Below are 22,211 nucleotides of genomic sequence, written 5' to 3' on the forward strand. Positions count from 1 at the left end.
AACTATACAATAAATGGAATCCGGTCCGCGGATTTGGGAGGCGCTCCGGCGCTGCCTGAACCAAAATGGAACGAATCATCGACGAATCACGCTGCGCTGCGGTTTCCCCATACGTTCCATACAACATCTAGTGGTGTAGCAACTGGCTAACCATAAGCGTATGCCGCGCCTCAACCCGCTGGCGCTGAGGCCTTTCCGCGTGCATCATTGGAACCAACTTGTCCTTCAGCGCGTTGATGGCCCGTGCAAATTCAAACACTGAACGGAGCCACGCCATGCTCGGGACCATTTTGATTATCGTGCTCATTCTTCTCCTGATAGGAGCAATCCCGAGCTGGGGTTACAGCCGCGGTTGGGGCTATGGACCGTCGGGCGGTCTTGGACTAGTCTTGATCATCGTCCTCATCCTTGTGCTGATGGGACGGATATAGTGCGCTTCGAAAGGATTAGTTCCATGAAGAATCTGCTTGTCGCATCCCTCCTCATTATACCCTTGGCAATGACCTCGTGCACACGCACGGAAAAGAACGTCACCGTCGGCGCGGCAACCGGCGCTGTCGTAGGTGGCCTGATCGGTGGCAATGTTCGCAGCGCAGCGGTCGGAGCCGTCATTGGCGGCGTCACCATGGCCTTCGTCAGCAAGGCGACGCGTCCCGGCTATTGCATTTATGAGGACAGGCGCGGCCGGCGGCACGAAGCGCGCTGCCGTTAAACCCGACAGTTTCAACTCCTGGGTAGCTTTATAGCGGCGTCGCAAGACGCCGCCTTTTTCAATTATGCACAGTATGATCGGAGCCGGAACGAATCGCTGACGAATCGGAAATGGTACAGGTTTCCCGGTTTGTTCAACGCTATATCTGGTGCGATAACAATATGTTAGCCATATTGCCAAACCGACGGACTTGTCCAAGGGCTTGCGACATATGTTGGGATGACGTCGAGGCGTAGTGGCCGTAACTACTACATATTCTCGATCTTGGTCTGCAGCGCCCGGAGCTGTTCCTTGAGCTCGTCGATATCCTTGGCTTCCGCGGGTTTCTTCGGCTCGGCTTTCGCAGCTGCTCCGCCCGTAGCCCCGAAGGGCGTGAAGACTTCCATCGCCTGGCGGAAAATCTCGGTGTTGCGCTTGATCTGCTCTTCCATCAGTTGCATCGGCACGGACAGATTCTTGGCCAGCGGCGTGTCGCCGAGCGTCTTCGCCATATGCTCGCGAATCTGGCTCTGCTGCTCGCCGAAGGCGTGCATGGATTGCTCGAGATAGGACGGCACGAAGGTCTGCATCTGGTCTCCGTAATAGGAGATCAGCTGGCGCAGGAACGAGATCGGCAGCAGCGTGTTGCCGTTCTTGGATTCCTGCTCGAAAATGATCTGGGTCAGCACGGAATGGGTGATGTCGTCGCCGCTCTTGGCATCCTGCACGGTGAAATCCTCGCCGCGCTTCACCATCTGGGCAAGGTCGTCAAGGGTTACATAAGTGCTGGTCCCGGTGTTGTAGAGGCGCCGGTTCGCATATTTCTTGATGACGGTCTGCCCATCGTGTTTTGCCATCTGTTTCCTCCTGACAGCGCGCAGTTCGTTGACTGCAGTGCGCTCCACTCCCAGCGCATGGTTCAGTCTAAGCGAAAATCATACGGAAATACAATCGATTTGTGCAATGCGGCGATTTTGTGCGATTTTTTTTGCGCAGCAATTTGCACCGCATCATGCATGCTCAACCGCTTGAAATATGCGGGATTCCAAGGAATGCCGGACGGGAACTTGATACGGGCGTGCCACGTCCCGATATCAGCGGCACGATCCCTTTCCATTTGACAGTCCTACGGCCCTTTGCCACTGTCCCAAAAAATCCAAGGAGGAAATGCCATGTCCAGCCCCTCGATCGTCATCGCAAGCGCTGCGCGCACCGCCGTCGGCTCGTTCAACGGTTCGTTTGCCAATACGCCAGCGCACGAACTCGGCATCGCGGTGATCAATGGCGTGCTGAGCCGCGCGGGCGTCGACGCCTCGGAAGTCAACGAAGTCATACTCGGCCAGGTGCTGCAGGCGGGCGAGGGCCAGAACCCGGCGCGTCAGGCTGCGGTCAAGGCGGGCATCCCGATCGAAGCCACCGCCATCGGCATCAACCAGCTCTGCGGCTCGGGCCTGCGCGCCGTGGCACTCGGCATGCAGCAAATCGCCAATGGCGACGCCGACATCATCATTGCCGGCGGTATGGAATCCATGTCGATGGCGCCGCATTGCGCCCACTTGCGCGGCGGCGTGAAGATGGGCGACTTCAAGATGATCGACACGATGATCAAGGACGGCCTGACCGACGCTTTCCACGGCTACCATATGGGCAATACGGCCGAGAACATCGCCCGCCAGTGGCAGCTGACCCGCGAGGAACAGGATACCTTCGCCGTGGCGTCGCAGAACAAGGCCGAGGCCGCCCAGGTCGCGGGCCGCTTCAAGGACGAGATCATTCCCTTCACCGTCAAGGGCCGCAAGGGCGACGTGATCGTCGATGCCGACGAATATATCCGCTATGGCGCGACGCTTGAGGCGATGGCCAAGCTACGCCCGGCCTTCGACAAGGAAGGCACCGTGACCGCCGCCAATGCCTCCGGCCTCAACGACGGCGCCGCGGCCGCGCTGCTGATGACAGAGGCGGAAGCCTCCAAGCGCGGCATTTCGCCGTTGGCCCGCATCGTGTCCTGGGCAACCGCCGGCGTCGATCCGAAGATCATGGGCACCGGCCCGATCCCCGCTTCGCGCAAGGCGCTTGCCAAGGCCGGCTGGTCGATCAATGATCTCGACCTCGTCGAAGCCAACGAAGCCTTCGCCGCACAGGCCTGCGCGGTCAACAAGGATCTCGGCTGGAACCCCGACATCGTCAACGTCAATGGCGGAGCGATCGCGATCGGCCATCCGATCGGCGCATCCGGCGCCCGCGTGCTCAATACGCTTCTGTTCGAAATGAAGCGTCGCGGAGCCAGGAAAGGCCTGGCCACGCTCTGCATCGGCGGCGGCATGGGCATCGCCATGTGCGTCGAAGCCATGTGAACTGCCCGGCACGGGGAATGCGGGGACGAATACGCCTGACATAACAAGAGGAGGAACGATCCATGGGCAGAGTGGCACTTGTGACGGGTGGCACCCGCGGCATTGGCGCAGCGATTGCAGTTGCGCTGAAGGCCGCCGGCTACACCGTAGCCGTCAACTATGCAGGCAACGAGGAGGCTGCGGCGGCCTTCACCAGGGAGCACGACATTCCTGCCTATAAATGGGATGTCTCGAGCTACGAGGCCTGCGAAGCGGGCGTGGCCAAAGTCGCAGCCGACCTCGGCCCGGTGGAAGTCCTGGTCAACAATGCCGGCATCACCCGCGACGGCATGTTTCACAAGATGACGCCCGCCGATTGGAACGCGGTGATCAATACCAACCTCACCGGTCTCTTCAACATGACGCATCCGGTCTGGGGCGGCATGCGTGACCGGTCCTTCGGCCGCATCATCAGCATATCCTCGATCAATGGCCAGAAGGGCCAGATGGGCCAGGTCAACTATTCCGCCGCCAAGGCCGGCGACCTCGGCTTCACCAAGGCGCTTGCGCAGGAGGGTGCAGCCAAGGGCATCACCGTCAACGCGATCTGCCCCGGCTATATCGCCACCGACATGGTCAAGAAGGTACCCGAGAAGGTGATCAACGAGCGGATCATCCCGCACATCCCGGTCGGCCGGCTCGGCGAACCCGAGGAGATCGCCCGCTGCGTGGTGTTCCTCGCATCGGATGAAGCGGGTTTCATCACCGGCTCGACGCTGGCGGCCAATGGCGGCCAGTACATGATTTGACCGCAGGGCGCCTTCTAATCCGGGCCGTCTGAGACAAGGTCGCGGGTGGCGTTGCCGTCCGCTCTCAAAGCCCGATCGCGACGTCCCGGCTGGCGGATTTGATCGACACGGTGAAGCCGGCGATCACATCGACCAGGCTGATCAGCATCAGGATGAAGAAGATCTGGGTCGCCGCACCTTGCACCAGCAGGAATTCCACCAGGAAGACGACGAACAGCGCCATCGAGAAAAGGTGATCGAGCAGCGCCACCGACGAGCGGCGCGTGGCCTTGAAGATTTCCAGGAACAGGATGATGAGGGCGATGACAATGAAAAGGTCGCCGAGCGACATGGTCCAGGTGGCACCGGACATCATGTTGACGCTGGTCACGATGGTTTCCAGCGAGGCCGTGCCGCCGCCGCCAAAGGCGCCGACCATCGCCAGATTGTAGAGAATGAACGGGATCAGCATCAGCGGTATGGCGGCCATCGGTCGGGTTCCTCATGAGTTCAATTTGACGGAAGTCTTAGTATAGATTCCCATCACGACAAAGACGGTATTTGATCGCGATTCATTCGGACAGCAAAAAGGCCGGCATTTCTGCCAGCCCTCATTTTACTCAAGAGCCAGAGGCTCGTAAGATCAGCTGCTTTCCTTCGGCGTCAGAACCTGACGGCCGCGATACATGCCGGTCTTCAGATCGACATGGTGCGGACGGCGCAGTTCGCCGGAATTCTTGTCTTCGACATATGTCGGGGCCTTGAGGCCATCAGCGGAACGGCGCATACCGCGACGCGACGGGCTTGTTTTTCTTTTCGGTACTGCCATTTCGAAACTCCAATCTGAAGCCCGGTAAAACCTCTCTGTCGGCCGGAGTGGCCTCGAGAAAGCTGATCTTTCCGGGAAATTTGCCGGGCTTATACAGAAGGACTCCCGGCTTGACCAGTACCTCCGGCAAAAAATCTTGCGTTTGCGCGATTCGGATGTTGCCGGTGGCTTGATGCCTAAATTTCGTCTTCGGGAACGATCCAGGTCTCCTTGGCGGCATCGGTGGCCCAGGCGATCCAGGCCGGATGCGACTTGACCGCCTTGATATAGGCCAGCGTAACCGGATGCTCCGACAGGATGTAGGAATCGAAACGGGCCACGACAGGCGCGAAGAAGGCATCCACCGCCGTGAATTCGCCGAACAGGAATGGCCCGCCGCTCCTTGAGAGGCTCTTGTGCCAGATCTCCTCGATGCGTTTGATATCGGCCTTCACGTCCTCGCCGACGTCGAGCTTCTTTCGGGGATAGCGCAGGTTCATCGGTGCCGCGTTGCGCAAGGCACGGAAGCCGGTCGCCATTTCCGAGCAATAGGCGCGGGCGAGCGCGCGGTCCTTGCGATCGGCTGGCCAGAGACGCTTGTCGGGCTGGAGTTCGGCCACGTATTCGATGATCGCCAGCGTTTCCCCGATCTTGAGGCCATCGTGTTCCAGCACGGGCACCGTGCCGCTCTCGGAGATCGCCTTGATCGCGGGATTGCCCGCGGGAAAATCGAAGGGGATGACTTCATCCGTGAAATCTATGCCCGCCGCCTTCATGGCGAGCCATGGCCGCATCGACCACGACGAATAATTCTTGTTTCCGACATAAAGCTTGAGCGCTGCCATGGATAATCTCCGTTGAACTTTCGATAGTTCTACGTTTTGGCCGTTCATTTCCACAAATGAATAGATTTGGCGTCAATCATAAAGACATTTGATGTAATCGCCCGATCCGCGCGCCCGGCGCTGGATCACTCCGGCCAGCCGGTTCATGCCGCGCGACGGTTTCGAGGCTACGCGCGTGATCGGATTGGGCAGTGAGACGGCCAACAACGCCGCCTGCTTGCGATTGAGATTCTTCGCCGAAGTCTTGAAATGATGCCGCGCCGCCGCCTCGACGCCATAGATGCCGGGACCCCATTCGGCGATGTTGAGATAGATCTCCATCAGCCGCTTCTTCGACCAGACCGCATCGGCGCCGAGAGCCAGCGGCAGTTCCAGCCCCTTGCGGACAAAGGACCGGCCGTTCCAAAGAAACAGGTTCTTGGCCGTCTGCATGGGAATGGTCGATGCGCCGCGCGTGGATTCACCGTCGAGCGCATCCTCGACCACGCCGCGCAACTGCACGACATCGACGCCGTAATGCGAGCAGTATTGTCCATCCTCGGACATCATGACCGACTGGACGAGGACGGGCGCGATATCCTCGAATTCCACCCATTGGCGGTCATAGCCTTGCAGCGTGACGAGATCCCACAACATGAGGGTCGAAACCGGGCGCACGAAATCCACCGCATAGAGCAGGATCAAGGCAAATGGCAGCAGGGCGATTACGACCAGCCATTTCAGCGCGCGTTTGAGCAGTCGCCGCATCGGCGACTCACCGGTATCGGCAGCCGCGTTCCCGGCAAAATCCGGGATAGCGGATGGCGAAACCAGTACACTCGTGTCGGGTGCGATCTCCAATCAATGCCTCGGCGGTTCCCAGCTAGTCCTGATCGCTGTCATAGACCGCCAGATGCGGCAAGACCAGTATTTTGACCTGGAATTCTTGATTGGTCCAAGGGTTCCGCGGTTGCAAGCGGATTTCGACCATGCCAAAGAGCGTCGTATGCGCGAAGAGGTCTTTCTGGAACGGTTGGGGCAGCACGGAGCGGCAGTACAGGCGCTGCTGGGCGAATTGCTGTCCGGTGACGCCCGTCACAGTGAAACCATCCGGCCCGAGCGGCTGCTGGCCGCCATGCGCCACGGCGTGCTGAATGGCGGCAAGCGGATGCGGCCCGCGCTGGTTATCGAAAGCGCGGGGCTTTTCGGCGGTGACACCGCTGCGGCGTTGCGCGTGGCCGCGGCGCTGGAATGCGTCCACTGCTATTCGTTGATCCATGACGACCTGCCGGCGATGGACGATGACGACCTGCGCCGGGGCCAGCCGACGGTGCACAGGAAATTCGACGAGGCGACCGCCATACTCGCAGGCGATAGCCTGCTGACCTATGCCTTCGATATCATCGCTGCGCCCGAGACCGCTTTGCCGGATGCCACCAAGATCGCGCTGGTTCTCGCCTTGTCGCGTGCGTCGGGCATCGGCGGCATGGCTGGAGGCCAGGCGCTCGATCTCGAAGCAGAGACCCGCGAGCTCGGCGAAGACGAGATCACCCGGCTGCAGGCGATGAAAACGGGAGCGCTGATCCGCTTTGCCTGCGAGGCGGGCGCGCTGGTATCCGGTGCATCGGACGAGGACCGCTGCCGCATGCTGCGTTTCGGCGAGATCGTCGGACTGGCGTTTCAATTGCGGGACGACCTGCTGGATCTCACCGCCGACAGCGCTACGCTCGGAAAGGCAGCCGGCAAGGATGCCGCGCGGGGCAAGAAGACCCTGCCGTCGATCCACGGCGGGCAGTGGACCCAGCACAGGCTTGCAGGTCTGATCGAGGAAGCCACCGCCCTGCTTTCGCCCTATGGCGAAAAAGCAGACATGCTGATCGCGCTCGCATCCTATGTCGCGACGAGGAAAAATTGATGAGCAAGTTCTGGTCGCCCGTCGTCTCGACGTTGAAGCCTTACGTCGCCGGCGAACAGCCGAAGATCGGCAATCTGGTCAAGCTCAATACCAATGAAAACCCCTATGGCCCATCGCCCAAAGCGCTTGCGGCGATAGCGGCCGAGGCTGGCGACAGGCTGAGGCTGTATCCCGATCCGGCTTCGACGAAGCTCAGGACGGCCATTGCCAGGCGGCATGGTGTCGGCATCGAGGAAGTGTTCGTCGGCAACGGTTCCGACGAAGTGCTGGCGCATGCCTTCCAGGCGCTGCTGAAGCATGACAAGCCGCTGCTCTATCCCGATATCACCTACAGTTTTTACCCGGTCTACAGCCTGCTCTACGGGATCGAAGCCGTGGGGGTGCCGCTCGATGAGAACTTCCGTGTCCGGCTTGCCGACTACGACCGGCCCTGCAGCGCGATCATCCTGCCCAATCCCAATGCGCCGACCGGCATCGGCCTGCCGCTCGCCGATATCGAGGCGCTGGTGGCCACCCATCCGGACCAGGTGGTCGTGATCGACGAGGCCTATGTGGATTTCGGCGGCGAGACGGCGATACCGCTGGTCAAAAGTTATCCGAACCTGCTGGTCATCCATACGCTGTCGAAGTCGCGTTCGCTCGCTGGCCTGCGCGTCGGCTTCGCTATCGGCCAGCGGCCCTTGATCGAAGCACTGGAGCGGGTGAAGGACAGCTTCAATTCCTATCCGCTCGACCGTCTGGCCGAAGCCGGCGCCACTGCTGCGATCGAGGACGGGGAATGGTTCGAGAGGACGCGCAGACAAGTCATCGCATCGCGTGATCGTATTACCGGTGGATTGCGTCAGCGCGGCTTCGACGTGCTTCCGTCACAGGCAAATTTCGTCTTCGCCCGCCATCCCGATCGCGATGGCGCCGGCCTCGCCCAGGCCCTGCGTGAGCGATCGATCCTCGTGCGCCACTTCGCCAAGCCGCGCATTTCGGATTTCCTGCGTATTTCGATCGGCACGGAAGCGGAATGCGATCGCCTGATCGAGGCGATCGACGAGATCGTTAGGGCCTGATGACGCAGACGCCGGCCTGCATCTCGCAGGCGTGGTTCGGCTTGAGCGTTTTGACGTCGATGATCGTGGCGGAGGGAGCGCTTCCCGTCACCACGACCTCCGACGAGCCTTCGCCATAGGAATAGGTGCCGACACCGGGTACCGAATAGACATCGACATCGCCGGAATAGGTGTTGCGCTGAGCTACGCGATTGACGGGCAAGCGATACGAGCGGTTGCCATCGACATTGATGATGACGACATTGCCCGTGTTGACGCGATATCTCGCGTAGTAGCGGTTTCTGTGATGCCGATGAAAGCCATTCCTGCGGTCGCGATCGACCCTGAATGATAGCGTGCCGCGTGAGATGCGCCGATTGCCATAGTATCGGTTGCTCGCGTTGACGCTCCTCATCCGAACCGTCCGGCGCGTCTTGAAATGCACGTTCTTCTGATGATTGTGGATGCGGCGCTCGTGGCGGTTGCCCGCCTGCGCATCGGCCACGGCAAAAAACGACAGCATGGCAAGTGCGGCAAGGACATATGCGGTGAGTCTGAACATGGCCGTTCTCCATCATGGAGTCTAAAAGCGCCGAAGCGGGCGCGAATTAACAGAGAGTTAATGAAAATGTCCGCAAAGTCAATGTGTTACGAAATGGCGCAGTCTGCTCTGTGAGCCGCGAGGGGTGGGCCTTGGACATTTGTTCAGGACTTTTTGCTAAGTCCCCGGAATAAAAATCGATTTAAACGAACGCGGCTGTTTTTGAGGGCTTGCGGTGCCGCATTCCGACGATTAAACACCGTTATGACGCAATGCACATAAGCCCCTCGCAATGCATTGCACGCGCCGCTCAGGCGCTATCCTGATTGCCCCTCCGGGAGGTCCAGAAATGGCGAATACGGTCAAGAACCGGCCCTTGTCTCCTCACTTGCAGATCTATCGTCCCATTCCGACAATGATGAGTTCGATCATCCACCGTATCACCGGCATGGGCCTCTATTTCGGCACCGTTCTCGTGGCCTGGTGGCTGATCGCCGCCGCTTCCGGTCCCGAATATTTCGCCTGGGCCAATTGGGTCTTCGGCTCCTGGATCGGCATGATCATCCTGTTCGGCTTTACCTGGGCGCTGGTCCAGCACATGCTCGGCGGTCTGCGCCATCTGATGTGGGATCTCGGCTACGGCTTCGACAAGCATTTCACCACCCGCGTCGCCAAGATCACCTTCGTCGCTTCGCCCGTCATCGCGGTCCTTCTGTGGATCGTCGGCTTCATGGTCCGCTGAGGAGACTGTTCATGGATATGCGCACACCCCTCGGCAAGGTTCGCGGTCTCGGCTCGGCCAAGGAGGGCACCGATCATTTCTGGCGCCAGCGCCTGACTGCTGTCGCCAATGTGCCGTTGATGCTGTTCTTCATCGGCTTCATCATCAAATATCATGGCGCGCCTTATGAAGAAGTCGCGGCTGCCCTCGGCAATCCTGTCGTCGCCGTTGTGATGGGCCTGGTGGTGATCTCGGCGCTGATCCACATGCGCCTCGGCATGCAGGTAGTCATCGAGGACTATATCCACAATGAATTCCAGAAGGTCGCGCTTCTGATGCTCAATACGTTTTTCACCGTCATCGTCGGCGCGCTCTGTCTTTTCGCCGTGCTGAAGACCGGTTTTGCAGGATAATTGACCATGGCATCTCCCTCTTCACCGGCAGCCGGCGGCAAGGCCTACGAATATGTCGACCATTCCTATGACGTTGTGGTGGTCGGCGCCGGCGGTGCTGGTCTTCGCGCCACGCTCGGCATGGCCGAACAGGGCTTCAAGACCGCCTGCATCACCAAGGTTTTCCCGACCCGCTCGCATACGGTCGCTGCCCAAGGCGGCATTGCAGCGTCGCTGCAGAACATGACGCCCGACAGCTGGCAATGGCACATGTACGACACCGTCAAGGGTTCGGACTGGCTCGGCGATGTCGACGCCATGCAGTATCTCGCCATGGAAGCGCCGAAAGCGGTCTATGAGCTCGAGCATTACGGCGTGCCCTTCTCGCGCACCGAGGATGGCCGGATCTACCAGCGCCCGTTCGGCGGCCACATGCAGAATTACGGCGAAGGCCCGCCGGTGCAGCGCACCTGTGCCGCCGCCGACCGCACCGGCCACGCCATCCTGCACACACTCTATGGCCAGTCGCTCAAGCACAATGCAGAATTCTTCGTCGAATATTTTGCTCTCGACCTGATCATGGCTGATGACGGCTGCTGCACCGGCGTCGTCGCCTGGAACCTCGACGACGGCACGATCCATCGCTTCTCGGCAAAGATGGTGGTGCTGGCGACCGGCGGTTATGGCCGCGCCTATTTCTCGGCGACATCGGCGCACACCTGCACCGGCGACGGAAATGGCATGATCGCCCGCGCCGGTCTGCCGCTGCAGGACATGGAGTTCGTGCAGTTCCACCCGACCGGCATCTATGGCGCCGGCTGTCTGATCACCGAGGGCGCGCGCGGCGAAGGCGGCTATCTCGTCAACTCAGAGGGTGAGCGCTTCATGGAGCGCTACGCGCCCAACGCCAAGGATCTCGCCTCGCGTGATGTCGTCTCGCGCTGCATGACGCTCGAGATCCGTGAAGGCCGCGGCGTCGGCAAGGCCAAGGACCACATCTACCTGCATCTCGACCATCTCGACCCGGCCGTGCTCGCCGAGCGCCTGCCGGGGATTTCCGAGAGCGCCAAGATTTTCGCCGGCGTCGACGTGACCCACGAACCAATCCCCGTCCTGCCGACGGTGCATTACAATATGGGCGGCATACCGACCAATTACTGGGGCGAGGTTTTGAATGCCGATGGCGACAATCCCGAGCGCATCGCGCCGGGCCTGATGGCCGTCGGCGAGGCCGGTTGCGCCTCGGTGCATGGCGCCAACCGCCTCGGCTCCAATTCGCTGATCGACCTTGTGGTCTTCGGCCGCGCGGCCGCGATCCGTGCTGGTGAGGTGATCGACCGCGTCGCACCGATCCCGGCGCTGAACCATGCCGCCTGCGACCGGATCATGGACCGCTTCGACAGGCTGCGCCATGCGAATGGCTCGACGCCGACCGCCGTGCTGCGCGAAAAGATGCAGCGCGCCATGCAGGAAGACGCGGCGGTGTTCCGCACTCAGGAATCGCTCGCCAGCGGTTGCCAGCGCATCTCGGAAATCTGGAGCGAACTCAAGGACGTCAAGGTCACCGACCGTTCGATGATCTGGAATTCCGACCTCGTCGAGACGCTGGAACTCGAAAACCTGATGGCCTGCGCCATAACCACCGTCTACGGAGCGGAAGCCCGCAAGGAAAGCCGTGGCAGCCACGCCCGCGAAGATTATGTCGATGGCCCCTTCTCCGGCCGCGACGACGTCAACTGGCGCAAGCATACGCTGAGCTGGGTTTCGCCCGAGGGTGAGGTGAAGCTCGATTATCGGCCGGTGCATACGGAACTGCTGCAGCCGGGGATCGATCCGCACAAGATCGAGCCCAAGGCGCGGGTGTATTGAGGACATGAGCAAAGCCGGCGAACAATATTTCGAACTGGCTGCTACGGCGGAGTCTCCGCGCGTAGCCAAGGACGGACTTTTCGCCTGCCCCTGCTGCGAAACTTATACGCTTACCGAGGCCGCCGCCTGGGAAATCTGTGATATCTGCGGCTGGGAAGACGACCCGGTCCAGGAAGCGCATCCTCAAATGGCGGGCGGCGCAAACGGCGCTTCACTCGAAGAGGCGCGCGAGAACTATCGCCGCAGGATTTCTCGTCAGGCGGCAAGCGGCCACAGAACGGACAGACAAGATGGTTGAACTCACCCTCCCCAAGAACTCCACGATGAGCGAAGGCAAGGTCTGGCCGAAGCCGGATGGTGCCAGGAATGTCCGCGAATACCGCATCTACCGCTGGTCGCCGGATGACGACAAGAACCCGACGATCGATACATACTATATCGATATCGACGATTGCGGCCCGATGGTTCTCGATGGCCTGATCTATATCAAGAACAAGATCGACCCGACGCTGACCTTCCGTCGCTCCTGTCGCGAGGGTATCTGCGGTTCCTGCGCGATGAATATCGACGGCACCAACACGCTCGCCTGCACCAAGGGCATGGACGAGGTGAAGGGCACGGTGAAGATCTATCCGCTGCCGCATTTGCCCGTGGTCAAGGACCTGGTGCCCGATCTCAGCAATTTCTACGCCCAGCATCGGTCTATCGAACCCTGGCTCAAGACCGTCTCGCCGACGCCGGCCAAGGAGTGGAAGCAGAGCCACGAGGATCGCCAGAAGCTCGACGGCCTCTATGAATGCATCCTCTGCGCCTGCTGCTCGACCTCCTGTCCGAGCTACTGGTGGAACGGCGACCGCTATCTCGGCCCCGCCGTGCTGCTGCAGGCCTATCGCTGGCTGATCGACTCCCGCGATGAAGCCAAGGGCGAACGCCTCGACGATCTCGAGGATCCGTTCCGGCTCTATCGCTGCCACACGATCATGAACTGTGCCCAGGCCTGCCCGAAGGGTCTCAACCCCGCCAAGGCGATCGCCGAGATCAAGAAGATGATGGTCGAGCGCCGGGTCTGATGCTCGAAGGATTTTCGCCTGAGGCCGTCAGCGAAGTCCGCAAGAGGCTGGATCACGTTCGCACATCCGGCGTCCGCATCCTGTTCGCCGTTGAAAGCGGCAGCAGGGCATGGGGATTTCCCTCGCCCGACAGCGATTACGATTGCCGCTTCGTCTATGTCAGGCCGGTCGAACATCACCTGAAGCTCAATGCCGATCGCGATGTGATCGAATTTCCGATCGAGGGCGAGATCGATACCGGCGGCTGGGACCTGCGCAAGGCGCTGCTGCTGGCACTGAAGGGCAATGCGACAATCGTCGAATGGGTGAAGTCGCCGCATGTCTACGAGGAGAGGAACGGATTCCGTGAACGGTTTTCCGATTTGCTGGATCGTATCGTCGATCCGCATCTCGTCGCCAGGCACTATTTAGGCCTGCTCAAGCGCTATGACTTTGTCTTTACCGATGATGGGGTGAAACTAAAGAAGCTTTTCTACGCGCTTCGACCGGCATTTTCGCTGAAGTTCATGGAGGAGCACGGTTTCGGCGAACTTCCGCCGATGAATCTCCAGCTTCTCATGCAAAATGTGCGGATTCCTGGGGAGCTTTCGGACCTGATCGCAGTTATGATCGCCGAGAAGAGCATCACGCGGGAAATGGGTACCGGAAAAGCGCCGGCTGCTGTCAGCCGCTTTCTCATTGAGGCGCGGGACCACTATGGAAAGATACTTGAAGCATTCAGTCTGCCCGAACGCGCGCTGGCTGCTGAACGCCACGCTGCCGCCGAGCGGTTCTATATCGACGAAATCAAGGCGCATTACCTCCAGCCAAGTGCCTGAAAGACCGCGTTACGACTTGATTAACCATATGGGCTTACGCTAAATCCGCCATAATTTTCCGGTTCAGGGAATGATTGCCGCAAGGCGGAGTGAAGGAGACAGGGATGCAGGCTTCCAGATTGATCGCGGTTTTTGCTGCGGGTTTGATGCTTGCCGGCTGCGGCACCGACCGTATGGATAGGGTCGACACCACGATGAAGCCCGAGCCGCTCGATGCTCAGCCCGTGGCGCCCGTCGAAACCGGGCAGTTGCCCGATCCCACGACGGATACGGCGCAGTTCCCGCAGAAGCCGGCCAACGATCCGAACGCCGCACTGCAGGGCGACCAGATGGCGGCGACCGCGCTCGACGTCAAGAAGGAGAACATGGTCGGCAGCTGGAAGGTCAGCGCCGCCGGTGCCAATTGCCAGATGTTCCTGACGCTGACCAATCTCGGCTCCGGTTCGCGCGGCGGTACGCGGGGCTGCGGCAATGAACTGGCGCTGATGAACTCCTGGGAAGTCACCGGCAAGCAGATCGTGATCAAGGATCGCGCCGGCAACCAGGTCGCCACCTTCTACAAGACCGGCGAGAACAAGTTCGACGGACGAAGCAACACCGGAACGCCGATCGTCCTTTCCCGCTAAGACAGGCCTTCCCTGATGCAGGCGCCGCCCGACTATTCATGCAGTGTCGTCGAGCGGCTGGAAGTCCTGGCGGCAGACGGCACCCTTGAACGCGACCCCCAGCAGATCATGGTCGCCAAACGGCTTGACGGCGTTCTGTCCGCTCTCAAGGCGCGCGCCCCGGCCAGCAAGTCCTCGGCACTGGGCTGGTTGTTCGCTGCCAAGCGCAAGACCGACAATCCCGTTCACGGACTTTATATCCATGGCAGCGTCGGCCGCGGCAAGACCATGCTGATGGACATGATGTATGAGCTGGCGCCGGTCGCGAAGAAACGCCGCGCCCATTTCCATGAATTCATGGCCGATGTGCATGCCCGCATCCATGCCCACCGTCAGAAGCTGAAGAACGGCGAGACCCGCCAGGCCGATCCGGTGCCGCCGGTCGCCGCCGCGCTCCACGACGAGGCGGTGCTGCTCTGCTTCGATGAATTCACCGTCACCGACATCGCCGATGCGATGATCCTGTCGCGGCTGTTCACCGAACTCTTCCAGCGCGGTTCGGTGCTCGTGGCGACCTCCAATGTCCAGCCTGACAATCTCTATATGGATGGCCTCAACCGCCAGCTTTTCCTGCCCTTCGTGACACTGCTCAAGCAATATACGGATGTCGTCTCTCTCGATTCCCGCACCGATTACCGGCTTGAAAAGACCAGGAGCCTGCCGGTCTGGCTCACGCCGCTCGGCCCAGAGACCGATGCCGAGATCGAGGCCGCCTGGCATCGGGTCATTGATGGTATTGTCCCAAGGGCCGAGTATATCGAGATCAAGGGTCGCGAAGTGCCCGTGCCGAAAGCAGCCCTGGGCACCGCGCGATTCAGCTTCCACGACCTTTGTGAAAAACCGCTCGGCGCAGCGGATTACCTTGCCATTGCGCACCGCTACCGCACTGTCTTCATCGAGCACATACCGGTACTTGCGCCCGAAAAACGGAATGAAACCAAGCGTTTCATCAATCTTGTCGATACGCTCTACGATAGCCATGTCCGCCTCATCGCTTCAGCGGAGGCCATGCCGGAGGATTTGCTGCCGGTCAGAAAGGGTACCGTCGGCTTTGAATTCGACCGGACCGTTTCGCGGCTCTTCGAAATGCGAAGCCAGGATTACATCGAATCCTGCCCCTGATAGGCCATCAGTAATACAAACTCATGACCGCGATTGACGTTTACGTAAGATAATTTATATCTAACCGATTGAAATTGCTCAGCACAAAATAATGCGTTGACTTTTTTGCTTTTGGGTTTAAGCCGATTGCCCAAAGGCGACAGGTCTTTGTCAGCCGCCGCCTCGAAAGGTCTAACAGGAACGAAGGACGTATTCCATGGCGCGTAAGAAAATCGCTCTTATCGGCTCAGGCATGATTGGCGGCACGCTTGCTCATCTCGCCGGCATGAAGGAGCTGGGCGATATCGTACTTTTCGACATTGCTGACGGCATCCCGCAGGGCAAGGGCCTCGATATCGCGGAATCCTCGCCGGTCGATGGCTTCAACGCCAATTATTCCGGCGCGAGCGACTACTCGGCAATTGAAGGTGCGGATGTCTGCATCGTCACCGCCGGCGTGCCGCGCAAGCCGGGCATGAGCCGCGACGATCTTCTCGGCATCAACCTCAAGGTCATGGAACAGGTCGGCGCCGGCATCAAGAAATATGCCCCCAACGCCTTCGTCATCTGCATCACCAACCCGCTCGACGCCATGGTCTGGGCGCTGCAGAAGTTCTCGGGTCTCCCGAAGAACATGGTGGTCGGCATGGCCGGCGTGCTCGATAGCGCCCGTTTCCGTTATTTCCTGGCGCAGGAATTCAACGTTTCGGTCGAGGATGTCACTGGTTTCGTGCTCGGCGGCCATGGCGACACGATGGTGCCGCTCGCCCGCTACTCGACCGTCGGCGGCATTCCGCTTCCGGACCTCGTCAAGATGGGCTGGTGCTCGAAGGAGCGGCTCGAAGAGATCATCCAGCGCACCCGCGATGGCGGCGCCGAAATCGTCGGCCTGCTCAAGACCGGCTCGGCCTATTATGCGCCTGCCGCGTCGGCGATCATGATGGCGGAATCCTTCCTCAAGGACAAGAAGCGCGTCGTTCCCTGCGCGGCCTACCTCAGCGGCCAGTATGGCGTGAAGGACATGTATGTCGGCGTCCCGACCGTCATCGGTCAGGGCGGTATCGAACGCATCATCGAAATCGACCTCAACGGACCTGAAAAGGCTGCCTTCGACAAATCCGTCGCGGCTGTCGCCGGTCTTTGCGAAGCCTGCATCAATATCGCTCCCGCCCTGAAGTAAGCTGTTCCCAAGGACATCTCCCATGAACATTCATGAATACCAGGGCAAGGCATTGCTCAAGAGCTACGGCGCGCCGGTCGCCGAAGGCGTGGCGATCTTCTCCGCCGACGAAGCGGCTGACGCTGCCAGGAAGCTCCTCGGCCCGCTTTATGTGGTCAAGAGCCAGATCCATGCCGGCGGCCGTGGCAAAGGCAAGTTCAAGGAACTCGGCCCCGATGCCAAGGGCGGCGTGCGCCTTGCCAAATCGGTGGATGAAGTCGTTTCAAACGCCAAGGAAATGCTGGGCAACACGCTTGTCACCAAGCAGACGGGTCCATCCGGCAAGCAGGTCAACCGCCTCTATATCGAGGACGGCGCCGATATCGATCGCGAACTCTATCTCTCGATCCTCGTCGACCGCGCCGTCGGCCGCGTCGCTTTCGTCGTCTCGACCGAAGGCGGCATGGATATCGAGGCGGTCGCCCACGACACGCCGGAAAAGATCATCAATGTCGATATCGATCCGGTGAAGGGCGTCACCGCTGAAAACCTTGGCGAATTGACCTCGGCGCTTAAGCTCGAAGGCGAAGCCAAGGCCGATGCAGAAAAACTCTTCCCGATCCTCTACAAGGCGTTCACCGAGAAGGACATGAGCCTGCTCGAGGTGAACCCGCTGATCGTGATGAAGAACGGCCGCATGCGGGTGCTGGATGCCAAGGTATCCTTCGACAACAATGCCTCGTTCCGCCATCCGGAACTGCAGGAGTTCCGCGACCTCACCGAAGAGGACGCCAAGGAAATCGAGGCGTCGAAATACGATCTCGCCTATGTCGCCCTCGACGGCAATATCGGCTGCATGGTCAACGGCGCCGGTCTCGCGATGGCGACCATGGACATCATCAAGCTCTACGGCGCCGAGCCCGCCAACTTCCTCGATGTCGGCGGCGGTGCCTCCAAGGAAAAGGTGACGGCAGCCTTCAAGATCATCACCGCCGATCCGGCCGTGAAGGGCATCCTGGTCAATATCTTCGGCGGCATCATGAAATGCGATGTCATCGCCGAAGGCGTGATCGCGGCGGTCAAGGAAGTCGGCCTCCAGGTTCCGCTCGTCGTGCGCCTCGAAGGGACCAATGTCGAACTCGGCAAGAAGATCATCAACGAGAGCGGGCTGAACGTGATTTCGGCCGACGATCTCGACGATGCCGCCCAGAAGATCGTCAAGGCCGTGAAGGGCTGAGGCGATGGCCGCCGACCTGATCGATCGACTTATCGGCGTGTTGCCGTTGTTGGCATTTTTTGTTTTTTACGTCTTGTGGCTTCGCAAGGCGAATGCCCGGTCGGTCGAGGTCATGCGGATCAACAATGCGCTCCTCGAGGCCAACCTCGACATGGTCAAAAGGCTTCGAAATATCGAAGTTCTGCTCGAAAAAGATAGGCAAGTTTGATGTCAATTCTGATTAACAAAGACACGAAGATCCTGGTCCAGGGCCTGACCGGCAATACCGGCACGTTCCATACCGAACAGGCGCTGGCCTATCACGGCACCAAGATGGTCGGCGGCACGCATCCCAAGAAGGGTGGCGAGACGTGGGAAGGCGCCGGCGGCGAAAAACTGCCGATCTTCGCGTCGGTCGCGGAAGGCAAGGCGAAGACCGGCGCCAATGCGTCAGTCATCTACGTTCCGCCGGCGGGTGCCGCAGGCGCCATCATCGAGGCGATCGAGGCCGAGATCCCGTTGATCGTCTGCATCACCGAAGGCATTCCGGTGGCCGACATGATCAAGGTCAAGGCCCGGCTCGACAGGTCGAAATCGCGCCTGATCGGACCGAACTGCCCCGGCGTCATGACGCCGGATGAGTGCAAGATCGGCATCATGCCCGGCAACATCTTCAAGAAGGGCTCGGTGGGGGTTCTCTCCCGCTCGGGAACACTGACATATGAGGCGGTGTTCCAGACCACCAATGAAGGCCTCGGCCAGACCACGGCCGTCGGCATCGGCGGCGACCCGGTCAAGGGCACCGAATTCATCGACATCCTCGAAATGTTCCTCGCCGACGACGCCACCAAGTCGATCATCATGATCGGCGAGATCGGCGGTTCGGCCGAGGAAGACGCGGCGCAGTTCATCAAGGATGAAGCCAGGAAGGGCCGGGCCAAGCCGATGGTCGGTTTCATCGCCGGCCGTACCGCGCCTCCGGGCCGCACGATGGGCCATGCCGGCGCCGTGATTTCCGGCGGTAAGGGCGGCGCGGAAGACAAGATCGCGGCCATGGAATCGGCCGGCATAAGGGTATCGCCCTCGCCGGCGCGCCTCGGAAAAACCTTGGTCGAAGTGCTCAAGGGTTGACGACGGGCGGCATCGTGCCGCCCTCGCTATCAGCGGGCAAGCAGCCCGCATGTGACAAAGCAGGAGGCGGAGCAGGCGCTCCGCGATTGAAAAATGGCAGTTGAGAACGCCAACCAGCAGTTCGCCGCGACATCGTTCCTCGATGGCGCAAATGCCCCGTATATCGAGCAGCTTCACGCCCGCTACCAGGAGAACCCCGCCTCGGTGACCGAGGAGTGGCAGCAGTTCTTCGCGGCGCTCGCCGATGCGCCCGCCGATATCAGCAAGGCGGCCAAGGGTGCCTCCTGGGCGAAGAAGCACTGGCCGGTGCCGCTCAACGGCGAACTGGTCAGCGCGCTGGATGGCGACTGGCCGGTGGTCGAAAAGGCCGTCACCAAAAAGCTCGAAGCCAAGGCCGTGGCGGAAGCGCCCGCCAAGGCGCTCGACCCGCAAGAGATCGAGCGTGCCGCGCGCGATTCTGTCCGCGCCATCATGATGATCCGTGCCTACCGCATGCGCGGCCACCTGCACGCCAATCTCGATCCGCTCGGCATCGCGGCTCCGGTCGACGACTTCAACGAACTGTCACCGGAGAATTACGGCTTCACCGCCGCCGATTACGACCGCAAGATCTTCATCGATAACGTGCTCGGCCTGGAATACGCGACCGTGCGCGAGATGATCGATATTCTCAAGCGCACCTATTGCTCGACCATCGGCGTCGAGTTCATGCATATCTCCGATCCAGAGATCAAGGGCTGGATCCAGGCGCGCATCGAAGGCCCTGATAAGGGCGTCGAGTTCAGCCCCGAGGGCAAGAAGGCAATCCTGCAGAAGCTGATCGAAGCGGAAGGCTTCGAATCCTTCATCGACGTCAAGTACAAGGGCACCAAGCGGTTCGGCCTCGACGGCGGCGAGGCGCTGGTTCCGGCGCTCGAGCAGATCATCAAGCGCGGCGGTTCCGAAGGCCTCCTGGAGGTCGTGCTCGGCATGGCCCATCGCGGCCGCCTCAACGTGCTGACAAACGTGATGCAGAAGCCGCACCGCGCCGTCTTCCACGAATTCAAGGGCGGCTCCTATGCGCCCGACGACGTCGAAGGCTCGGGCGACGTGAAATATCATCTCGGCGCATCTTCGGATCGCGAGTTCGATGGCAACAAGGTGCATCTGTCGCTAACCGCGAACCCGTCGCATCTCGAAATCGTCGACCCGGTCGTCATGGGCAAGGCCCGCGCCAAGCAGGACCAGCTTGCCAAGGTCTGGGACGACGACATCATTCCGCTGCGCGAGCGCGTCAAGGTCCTGCCGCTTCTGCTGCACGGCGATGCGGCCTTTGCCGGCCAGGGCGTGATTGCCGAAATCCTCGGCCTCTCCGGCCTGCGCGGCCATCGCGTCGCCGGCACCATGCATTTCATCATCAACAACCAGATCGGCTTCACCACCAATCCGGCCTTCTCGCGCTCGTCGCCTTACCCGTCCGACGTCGCCAAGATGATCGAGGCGCCGATCTTCCACGTCAATGGCGACGATCCGGAGGCCGTGGTCTATGCGGCCAAGATCGCCACCGAATTCCGCATGAAGTTCTACAAGCCCGTCGTCATCGACATGTTCTGCTATCGCCGTTACGGCCATAACGAAGGCGACGAGCCGAGCTTCACGCAGCCGAAGATGTACAAGGTTATCCGTGCCCACAAGACGGTCTCGACGCTCTATGCCGAGCGGCTGATCGCCGAAGGTCAGATGAGCCAGGGCGATTTCGAGCAGATGAAGGCCGATTGGCGCGCCCATCTCGAGGCCGAATACGAGGCCGGCCAGAACTACAAGCCCAACAAGGCCGATTGGCTCGACGGCGTGTGGTCCGGCATGAAGATCGCCGACAATGCCGATGAGCAGCGCCGCGGCAAGACCGCGATGCCGATGAAGCTGCTCAAGGAAATCGGCAAGAAGCTGTCCGAAATCCCGGCGGGCTTCAACGCCCACAAGACCATCCAGCGCTTCATGGAAAACCGGGCGCAGATGATCGATACCGGCCAGGGCATCGATTGGGCCATGGGCGAAGCGCTGGCTTTCGGCGCGCTCTGCGTCGACGGCCACAAGATCCGCCTGTCCGGCCAGGATTGCGAACGCGGCACCTTCTCGCAGCGCCACTCGGTGCTCTATGACCAGGAGACCGAACAGCGCTATATCCCGCTCGCCAACCTGTCGCCCACGCAGGCCCGGTTCGAGGTCATCAATTCGATGCTTTCGGAAGAGGCCGTGCTGGGTTTCGAATACGGTTACTCGCTGGCGCGGCCGAATGCGCTGACGCTCTGGGAAGCGCAGTTCGGCGATTTTGCCAATGGCGCCCAGGTCGTGTTCGACCAGTTCATCTCGTCGGGCGAACGCAAGTGGCTCCGCATGTCGGGCCTCGTCTGCCTGCTGCCGCATGGCTATGAGGGCCAGGGTCCGGAACATTCGTCGGCCCGTCTCGAGCGCTTCCTGCAGCTTTGTGCCGAAGACAATATGCAGGTCGTGCACCCCACGACGCCGGCTAATTATTTCCATGCCCTGCGCCGGCAGATGAAGCGTGACTTTCGCAAGCCGCTCATTGTCATGACTCCGAAGTCGCTGCTGCGCCACAAGCGCGCAACATCGTCGCTATCCGAGATGGCCGGCGAGAGCTCGTTCCATCGCCTGCTTTGGGACGATGCCGAGGTGATCAAGGACGGCCCGATCAAGCTGCAGAAGGACGCCAAGATCCGCCGCGTCGTCATGTGCTCCGGCAAGGTCTACTTCGACCTTCTCGAAGAGCGCGAGAAGCGCGGCATCGACGACATCTATCTGCTGCGCGTCGAGCAGCTCTATCCTTTCCCGGCCAAGGCGCTGATCAACGAACTCAGCCGCTTCCGTGGCGCGGAAATGGTGTGGTGCCAGGAAGAGCCCAAGAACATGGGTGCCTGGGCCTTCATCGATCCTTATCTGGAATGGGTGCTGGCGCATATCGATGCCAAATATCAGCGCGTGCGCTATACGGGACGGCCTGCGGCCGCTTCGCCGGCGACGGGCCTGATGTCGAAGCATCTGCAGCAGCTCGCCGCCTTCCTCGAAGACGCGCTCGGCAGCTGACACGACCGGTGACGAACGACCAAACGCAATTCAAATTCAGGACTT

At 60.5% G+C, this 22,211-nt stretch carries 26 protein-coding genes; 19 read left to right on the plus strand and 7 right to left on the minus strand.

Annotated elements, in window-relative coordinates; translation table 11 throughout:
- Positions 1-275 precede the first annotated feature (275 nt).
- Together ACSQ26_RS25075 and ACSQ26_RS25080 are read left to right on the plus strand one after the other, a co-directional pair.
- Positions 276-431: a DUF3309 family protein gene (locus tag ACSQ26_RS25075; RefSeq protein ID WP_436013766.1), complete on the plus strand. Its 156-nt coding sequence runs from the start codon at positions 276-278 to the stop codon at positions 429-431.
- A 23-nt stretch (positions 432-454) separates the two neighbouring features.
- The gene (locus ACSQ26_RS25080; RefSeq protein ID WP_436013768.1) at positions 455-712 is read left to right on the plus strand and encodes a YMGG-like glycine zipper-containing protein; all 258 of its coding nucleotides are present in this window, start codon (positions 455-457) and stop codon (positions 710-712) included.
- Positions 713-960: 248 nt separating this feature from the next.
- Here ACSQ26_RS25080 and phaR read toward each other — a convergent pair whose 3' ends face one another.
- Positions 961-1,548 carry a polyhydroxyalkanoate synthesis repressor PhaR gene (phaR, locus tag ACSQ26_RS25085; RefSeq protein WP_436013770.1) on the minus strand — a complete coding sequence of 196 codons (588 nt, stop codon included), beginning with the start codon at positions 1,546-1,548 and terminating at the stop codon, positions 961-963.
- A 62-nt stretch (positions 1,549-1,610) separates the two neighbouring features.
- The gene (locus ACSQ26_RS25090; protein ID WP_436013772.1) at positions 1,611-1,808 is read right to left on the minus strand and encodes a hypothetical protein; all 198 of its coding nucleotides are present in this window, start codon (positions 1,806-1,808) and stop codon (positions 1,611-1,613) included.
- A gap of 55 nt (positions 1,809-1,863) precedes the next feature.
- On the opposite strand from ACSQ26_RS25090, the gene ACSQ26_RS25095 reads away from it, so the two are divergent.
- Positions 1,864-3,045 (plus strand): acetyl-CoA C-acetyltransferase, encoded by a 1,182-nt coding sequence (locus ACSQ26_RS25095; protein WP_436013774.1) that lies wholly within the window; start codon positions 1,864-1,866, stop codon positions 3,043-3,045.
- 62 nt (positions 3,046-3,107) lie between these two features.
- Positions 3,108-3,833 (plus strand): acetoacetyl-CoA reductase, encoded by a 726-nt coding sequence (gene phbB, locus ACSQ26_RS25100; RefSeq protein WP_436013776.1) that lies wholly within the window; start codon positions 3,108-3,110, stop codon positions 3,831-3,833.
- 64 nt (positions 3,834-3,897) lie between these two features.
- Here the strand turns inward: phbB and ACSQ26_RS25105 are convergent, their stop codons facing one another.
- From ACSQ26_RS25105 to mtgA, 4 genes are all read right to left on the minus strand, one after another.
- The gene (locus tag ACSQ26_RS25105) at positions 3,898-4,302 is read right to left on the minus strand and encodes a hypothetical protein (protein WP_436013778.1); all 405 of its coding nucleotides are present in this window, start codon (positions 4,300-4,302) and stop codon (positions 3,898-3,900) included.
- Positions 4,303-4,455: 153 nt separating this feature from the next.
- A complete protein-coding gene (gene rpmF / locus ACSQ26_RS25110; protein WP_258159173.1) occupies positions 4,456-4,641 on the minus strand; it encodes a 50S ribosomal protein L32 in 186 nt (61 codons plus the stop codon).
- Positions 4,642-4,817: 176 nt separating this feature from the next.
- Positions 4,818-5,465: a glutathione S-transferase family protein gene (locus ACSQ26_RS25115; protein ID WP_436013780.1), complete on the minus strand. Its 648-nt coding sequence runs from the start codon at positions 5,463-5,465 to the stop codon at positions 4,818-4,820.
- A 72-nt stretch (positions 5,466-5,537) separates the two neighbouring features.
- The gene (gene mtgA, locus ACSQ26_RS25120; protein WP_436015467.1) at positions 5,538-6,212 is read right to left on the minus strand and encodes a monofunctional biosynthetic peptidoglycan transglycosylase; all 675 of its coding nucleotides are present in this window, start codon (positions 6,210-6,212) and stop codon (positions 5,538-5,540) included.
- Between the two features lie 238 nt (positions 6,213-6,450).
- Between mtgA and ACSQ26_RS25125 the strand changes: the two genes are divergently transcribed.
- Together ACSQ26_RS25125 and hisC are read left to right on the plus strand one after the other, a co-directional pair.
- Positions 6,451-7,359 (plus strand): polyprenyl synthetase family protein, encoded by a 909-nt coding sequence (locus ACSQ26_RS25125; RefSeq protein ID WP_436013782.1) that lies wholly within the window; start codon positions 6,451-6,453, stop codon positions 7,357-7,359.
- Positions 7,359-8,420 carry a histidinol-phosphate transaminase gene (gene hisC / locus ACSQ26_RS25130; RefSeq protein WP_436013784.1) on the plus strand — a complete coding sequence of 354 codons (1,062 nt, stop codon included), beginning with the start codon at positions 7,359-7,361 and terminating at the stop codon, positions 8,418-8,420. Before ACSQ26_RS25125 ends, hisC begins: the two co-directional genes overlap by 1 nt.
- On the opposite strand, the gene ACSQ26_RS25135 is transcribed toward hisC, so the two are convergent.
- On the minus strand, positions 8,410-8,961 hold the full coding sequence (locus ACSQ26_RS25135) for a hypothetical protein (protein ID WP_436013786.1): 552 nt from the start codon (positions 8,959-8,961) through the stop codon (positions 8,410-8,412). The two genes, hisC and ACSQ26_RS25135, sit on opposite strands and share 11 nt — an antisense overlap.
- Positions 8,962-9,289: 328 nt before the next feature.
- Between ACSQ26_RS25135 and sdhC the strand changes: the two genes are divergently transcribed.
- The 13 genes from sdhC to ACSQ26_RS25200 all read left to right on the plus strand — a co-directional run bounded on the left by sdhC (position 9,290) and on the right by ACSQ26_RS25200 (position 22,166).
- Complete coding sequence (sdhC, locus tag ACSQ26_RS25140) at positions 9,290-9,682, plus strand: succinate dehydrogenase, cytochrome b556 subunit (RefSeq protein WP_436013788.1); 393 nt, start codon at positions 9,290-9,292, stop codon at positions 9,680-9,682.
- An 11-nt stretch (positions 9,683-9,693) separates the two neighbouring features.
- The gene (gene sdhD, locus ACSQ26_RS25145) at positions 9,694-10,074 is read left to right on the plus strand and encodes a succinate dehydrogenase, hydrophobic membrane anchor protein (protein ID WP_436013790.1); all 381 of its coding nucleotides are present in this window, start codon (positions 9,694-9,696) and stop codon (positions 10,072-10,074) included.
- Between the two features lie 6 nt (positions 10,075-10,080).
- The gene (gene sdhA / locus ACSQ26_RS25150; protein ID WP_436013792.1) at positions 10,081-11,922 is read left to right on the plus strand and encodes a succinate dehydrogenase flavoprotein subunit; all 1,842 of its coding nucleotides are present in this window, start codon (positions 10,081-10,083) and stop codon (positions 11,920-11,922) included.
- A gap of 4 nt (positions 11,923-11,926) precedes the next feature.
- Entirely contained in the window at positions 11,927-12,220 is a 294-nt protein-coding gene (locus ACSQ26_RS25155; RefSeq protein ID WP_436013794.1) for a CPCC family cysteine-rich protein, read from the plus strand.
- Positions 12,213-12,992, plus strand: a complete 780-nt coding sequence (locus tag ACSQ26_RS25160; protein WP_436013795.1) for a succinate dehydrogenase iron-sulfur subunit — start codon at positions 12,213-12,215, stop codon at positions 12,990-12,992. Before ACSQ26_RS25155 ends, ACSQ26_RS25160 begins: the two co-directional genes overlap by 8 nt.
- Positions 12,992-13,810, plus strand: a complete 819-nt coding sequence (locus ACSQ26_RS25165; protein WP_436013797.1) for a nucleotidyltransferase domain-containing protein — start codon at positions 12,992-12,994, stop codon at positions 13,808-13,810. The genes ACSQ26_RS25160 and ACSQ26_RS25165 overlap by 1 nt, the downstream gene beginning before the upstream one ends.
- Positions 13,811-13,914: 104 nt before the next feature.
- A complete protein-coding gene (locus ACSQ26_RS25170; protein ID WP_436013799.1) occupies positions 13,915-14,436 on the plus strand; it encodes a protease inhibitor Inh/omp19 family protein in 522 nt (173 codons plus the stop codon).
- A 15-nt stretch (positions 14,437-14,451) separates the two neighbouring features.
- The gene (zapE, locus tag ACSQ26_RS25175) at positions 14,452-15,597 is read left to right on the plus strand and encodes a cell division protein ZapE (RefSeq protein WP_436013801.1); all 1,146 of its coding nucleotides are present in this window, start codon (positions 14,452-14,454) and stop codon (positions 15,595-15,597) included.
- 196 nt (positions 15,598-15,793) lie between these two features.
- Entirely contained in the window at positions 15,794-16,756 is a 963-nt protein-coding gene (gene mdh / locus ACSQ26_RS25180; RefSeq protein ID WP_436013803.1) for a malate dehydrogenase, read from the plus strand.
- 22 nt (positions 16,757-16,778) lie between these two features.
- Positions 16,779-17,972, plus strand: a complete 1,194-nt coding sequence (gene sucC / locus ACSQ26_RS25185) for an ADP-forming succinate--CoA ligase subunit beta (RefSeq protein ID WP_436013805.1) — start codon at positions 16,779-16,781, stop codon at positions 17,970-17,972.
- Positions 17,973-17,976: 4 nt separating this feature from the next.
- A complete protein-coding gene (locus ACSQ26_RS25190) occupies positions 17,977-18,180 on the plus strand; it encodes a hypothetical protein (protein ID WP_436013807.1) in 204 nt (67 codons plus the stop codon).
- Positions 18,180-19,082, plus strand: coding sequence for a succinate--CoA ligase subunit alpha (sucD, locus tag ACSQ26_RS25195; RefSeq protein ID WP_436013809.1), 903 nt, complete (start codon positions 18,180-18,182; stop codon positions 19,080-19,082). The genes ACSQ26_RS25190 and sucD overlap by 1 nt, the downstream gene beginning before the upstream one ends.
- 93 nt (positions 19,083-19,175) lie before the next feature.
- Positions 19,176-22,166, plus strand: coding sequence for a 2-oxoglutarate dehydrogenase E1 component (locus ACSQ26_RS25200; protein WP_436013811.1), 2,991 nt, complete (start codon positions 19,176-19,178; stop codon positions 22,164-22,166).
- Positions 22,167-22,211 lie beyond the last annotated feature (45 nt).

The sequence above is a fragment of the Rhizobium sp. LjRoot254 genome (assembly GCF_964254105.1).
Classification (GTDB): domain Bacteria; phylum Pseudomonadota; class Alphaproteobacteria; order Rhizobiales; family Rhizobiaceae; genus Rhizobium_E.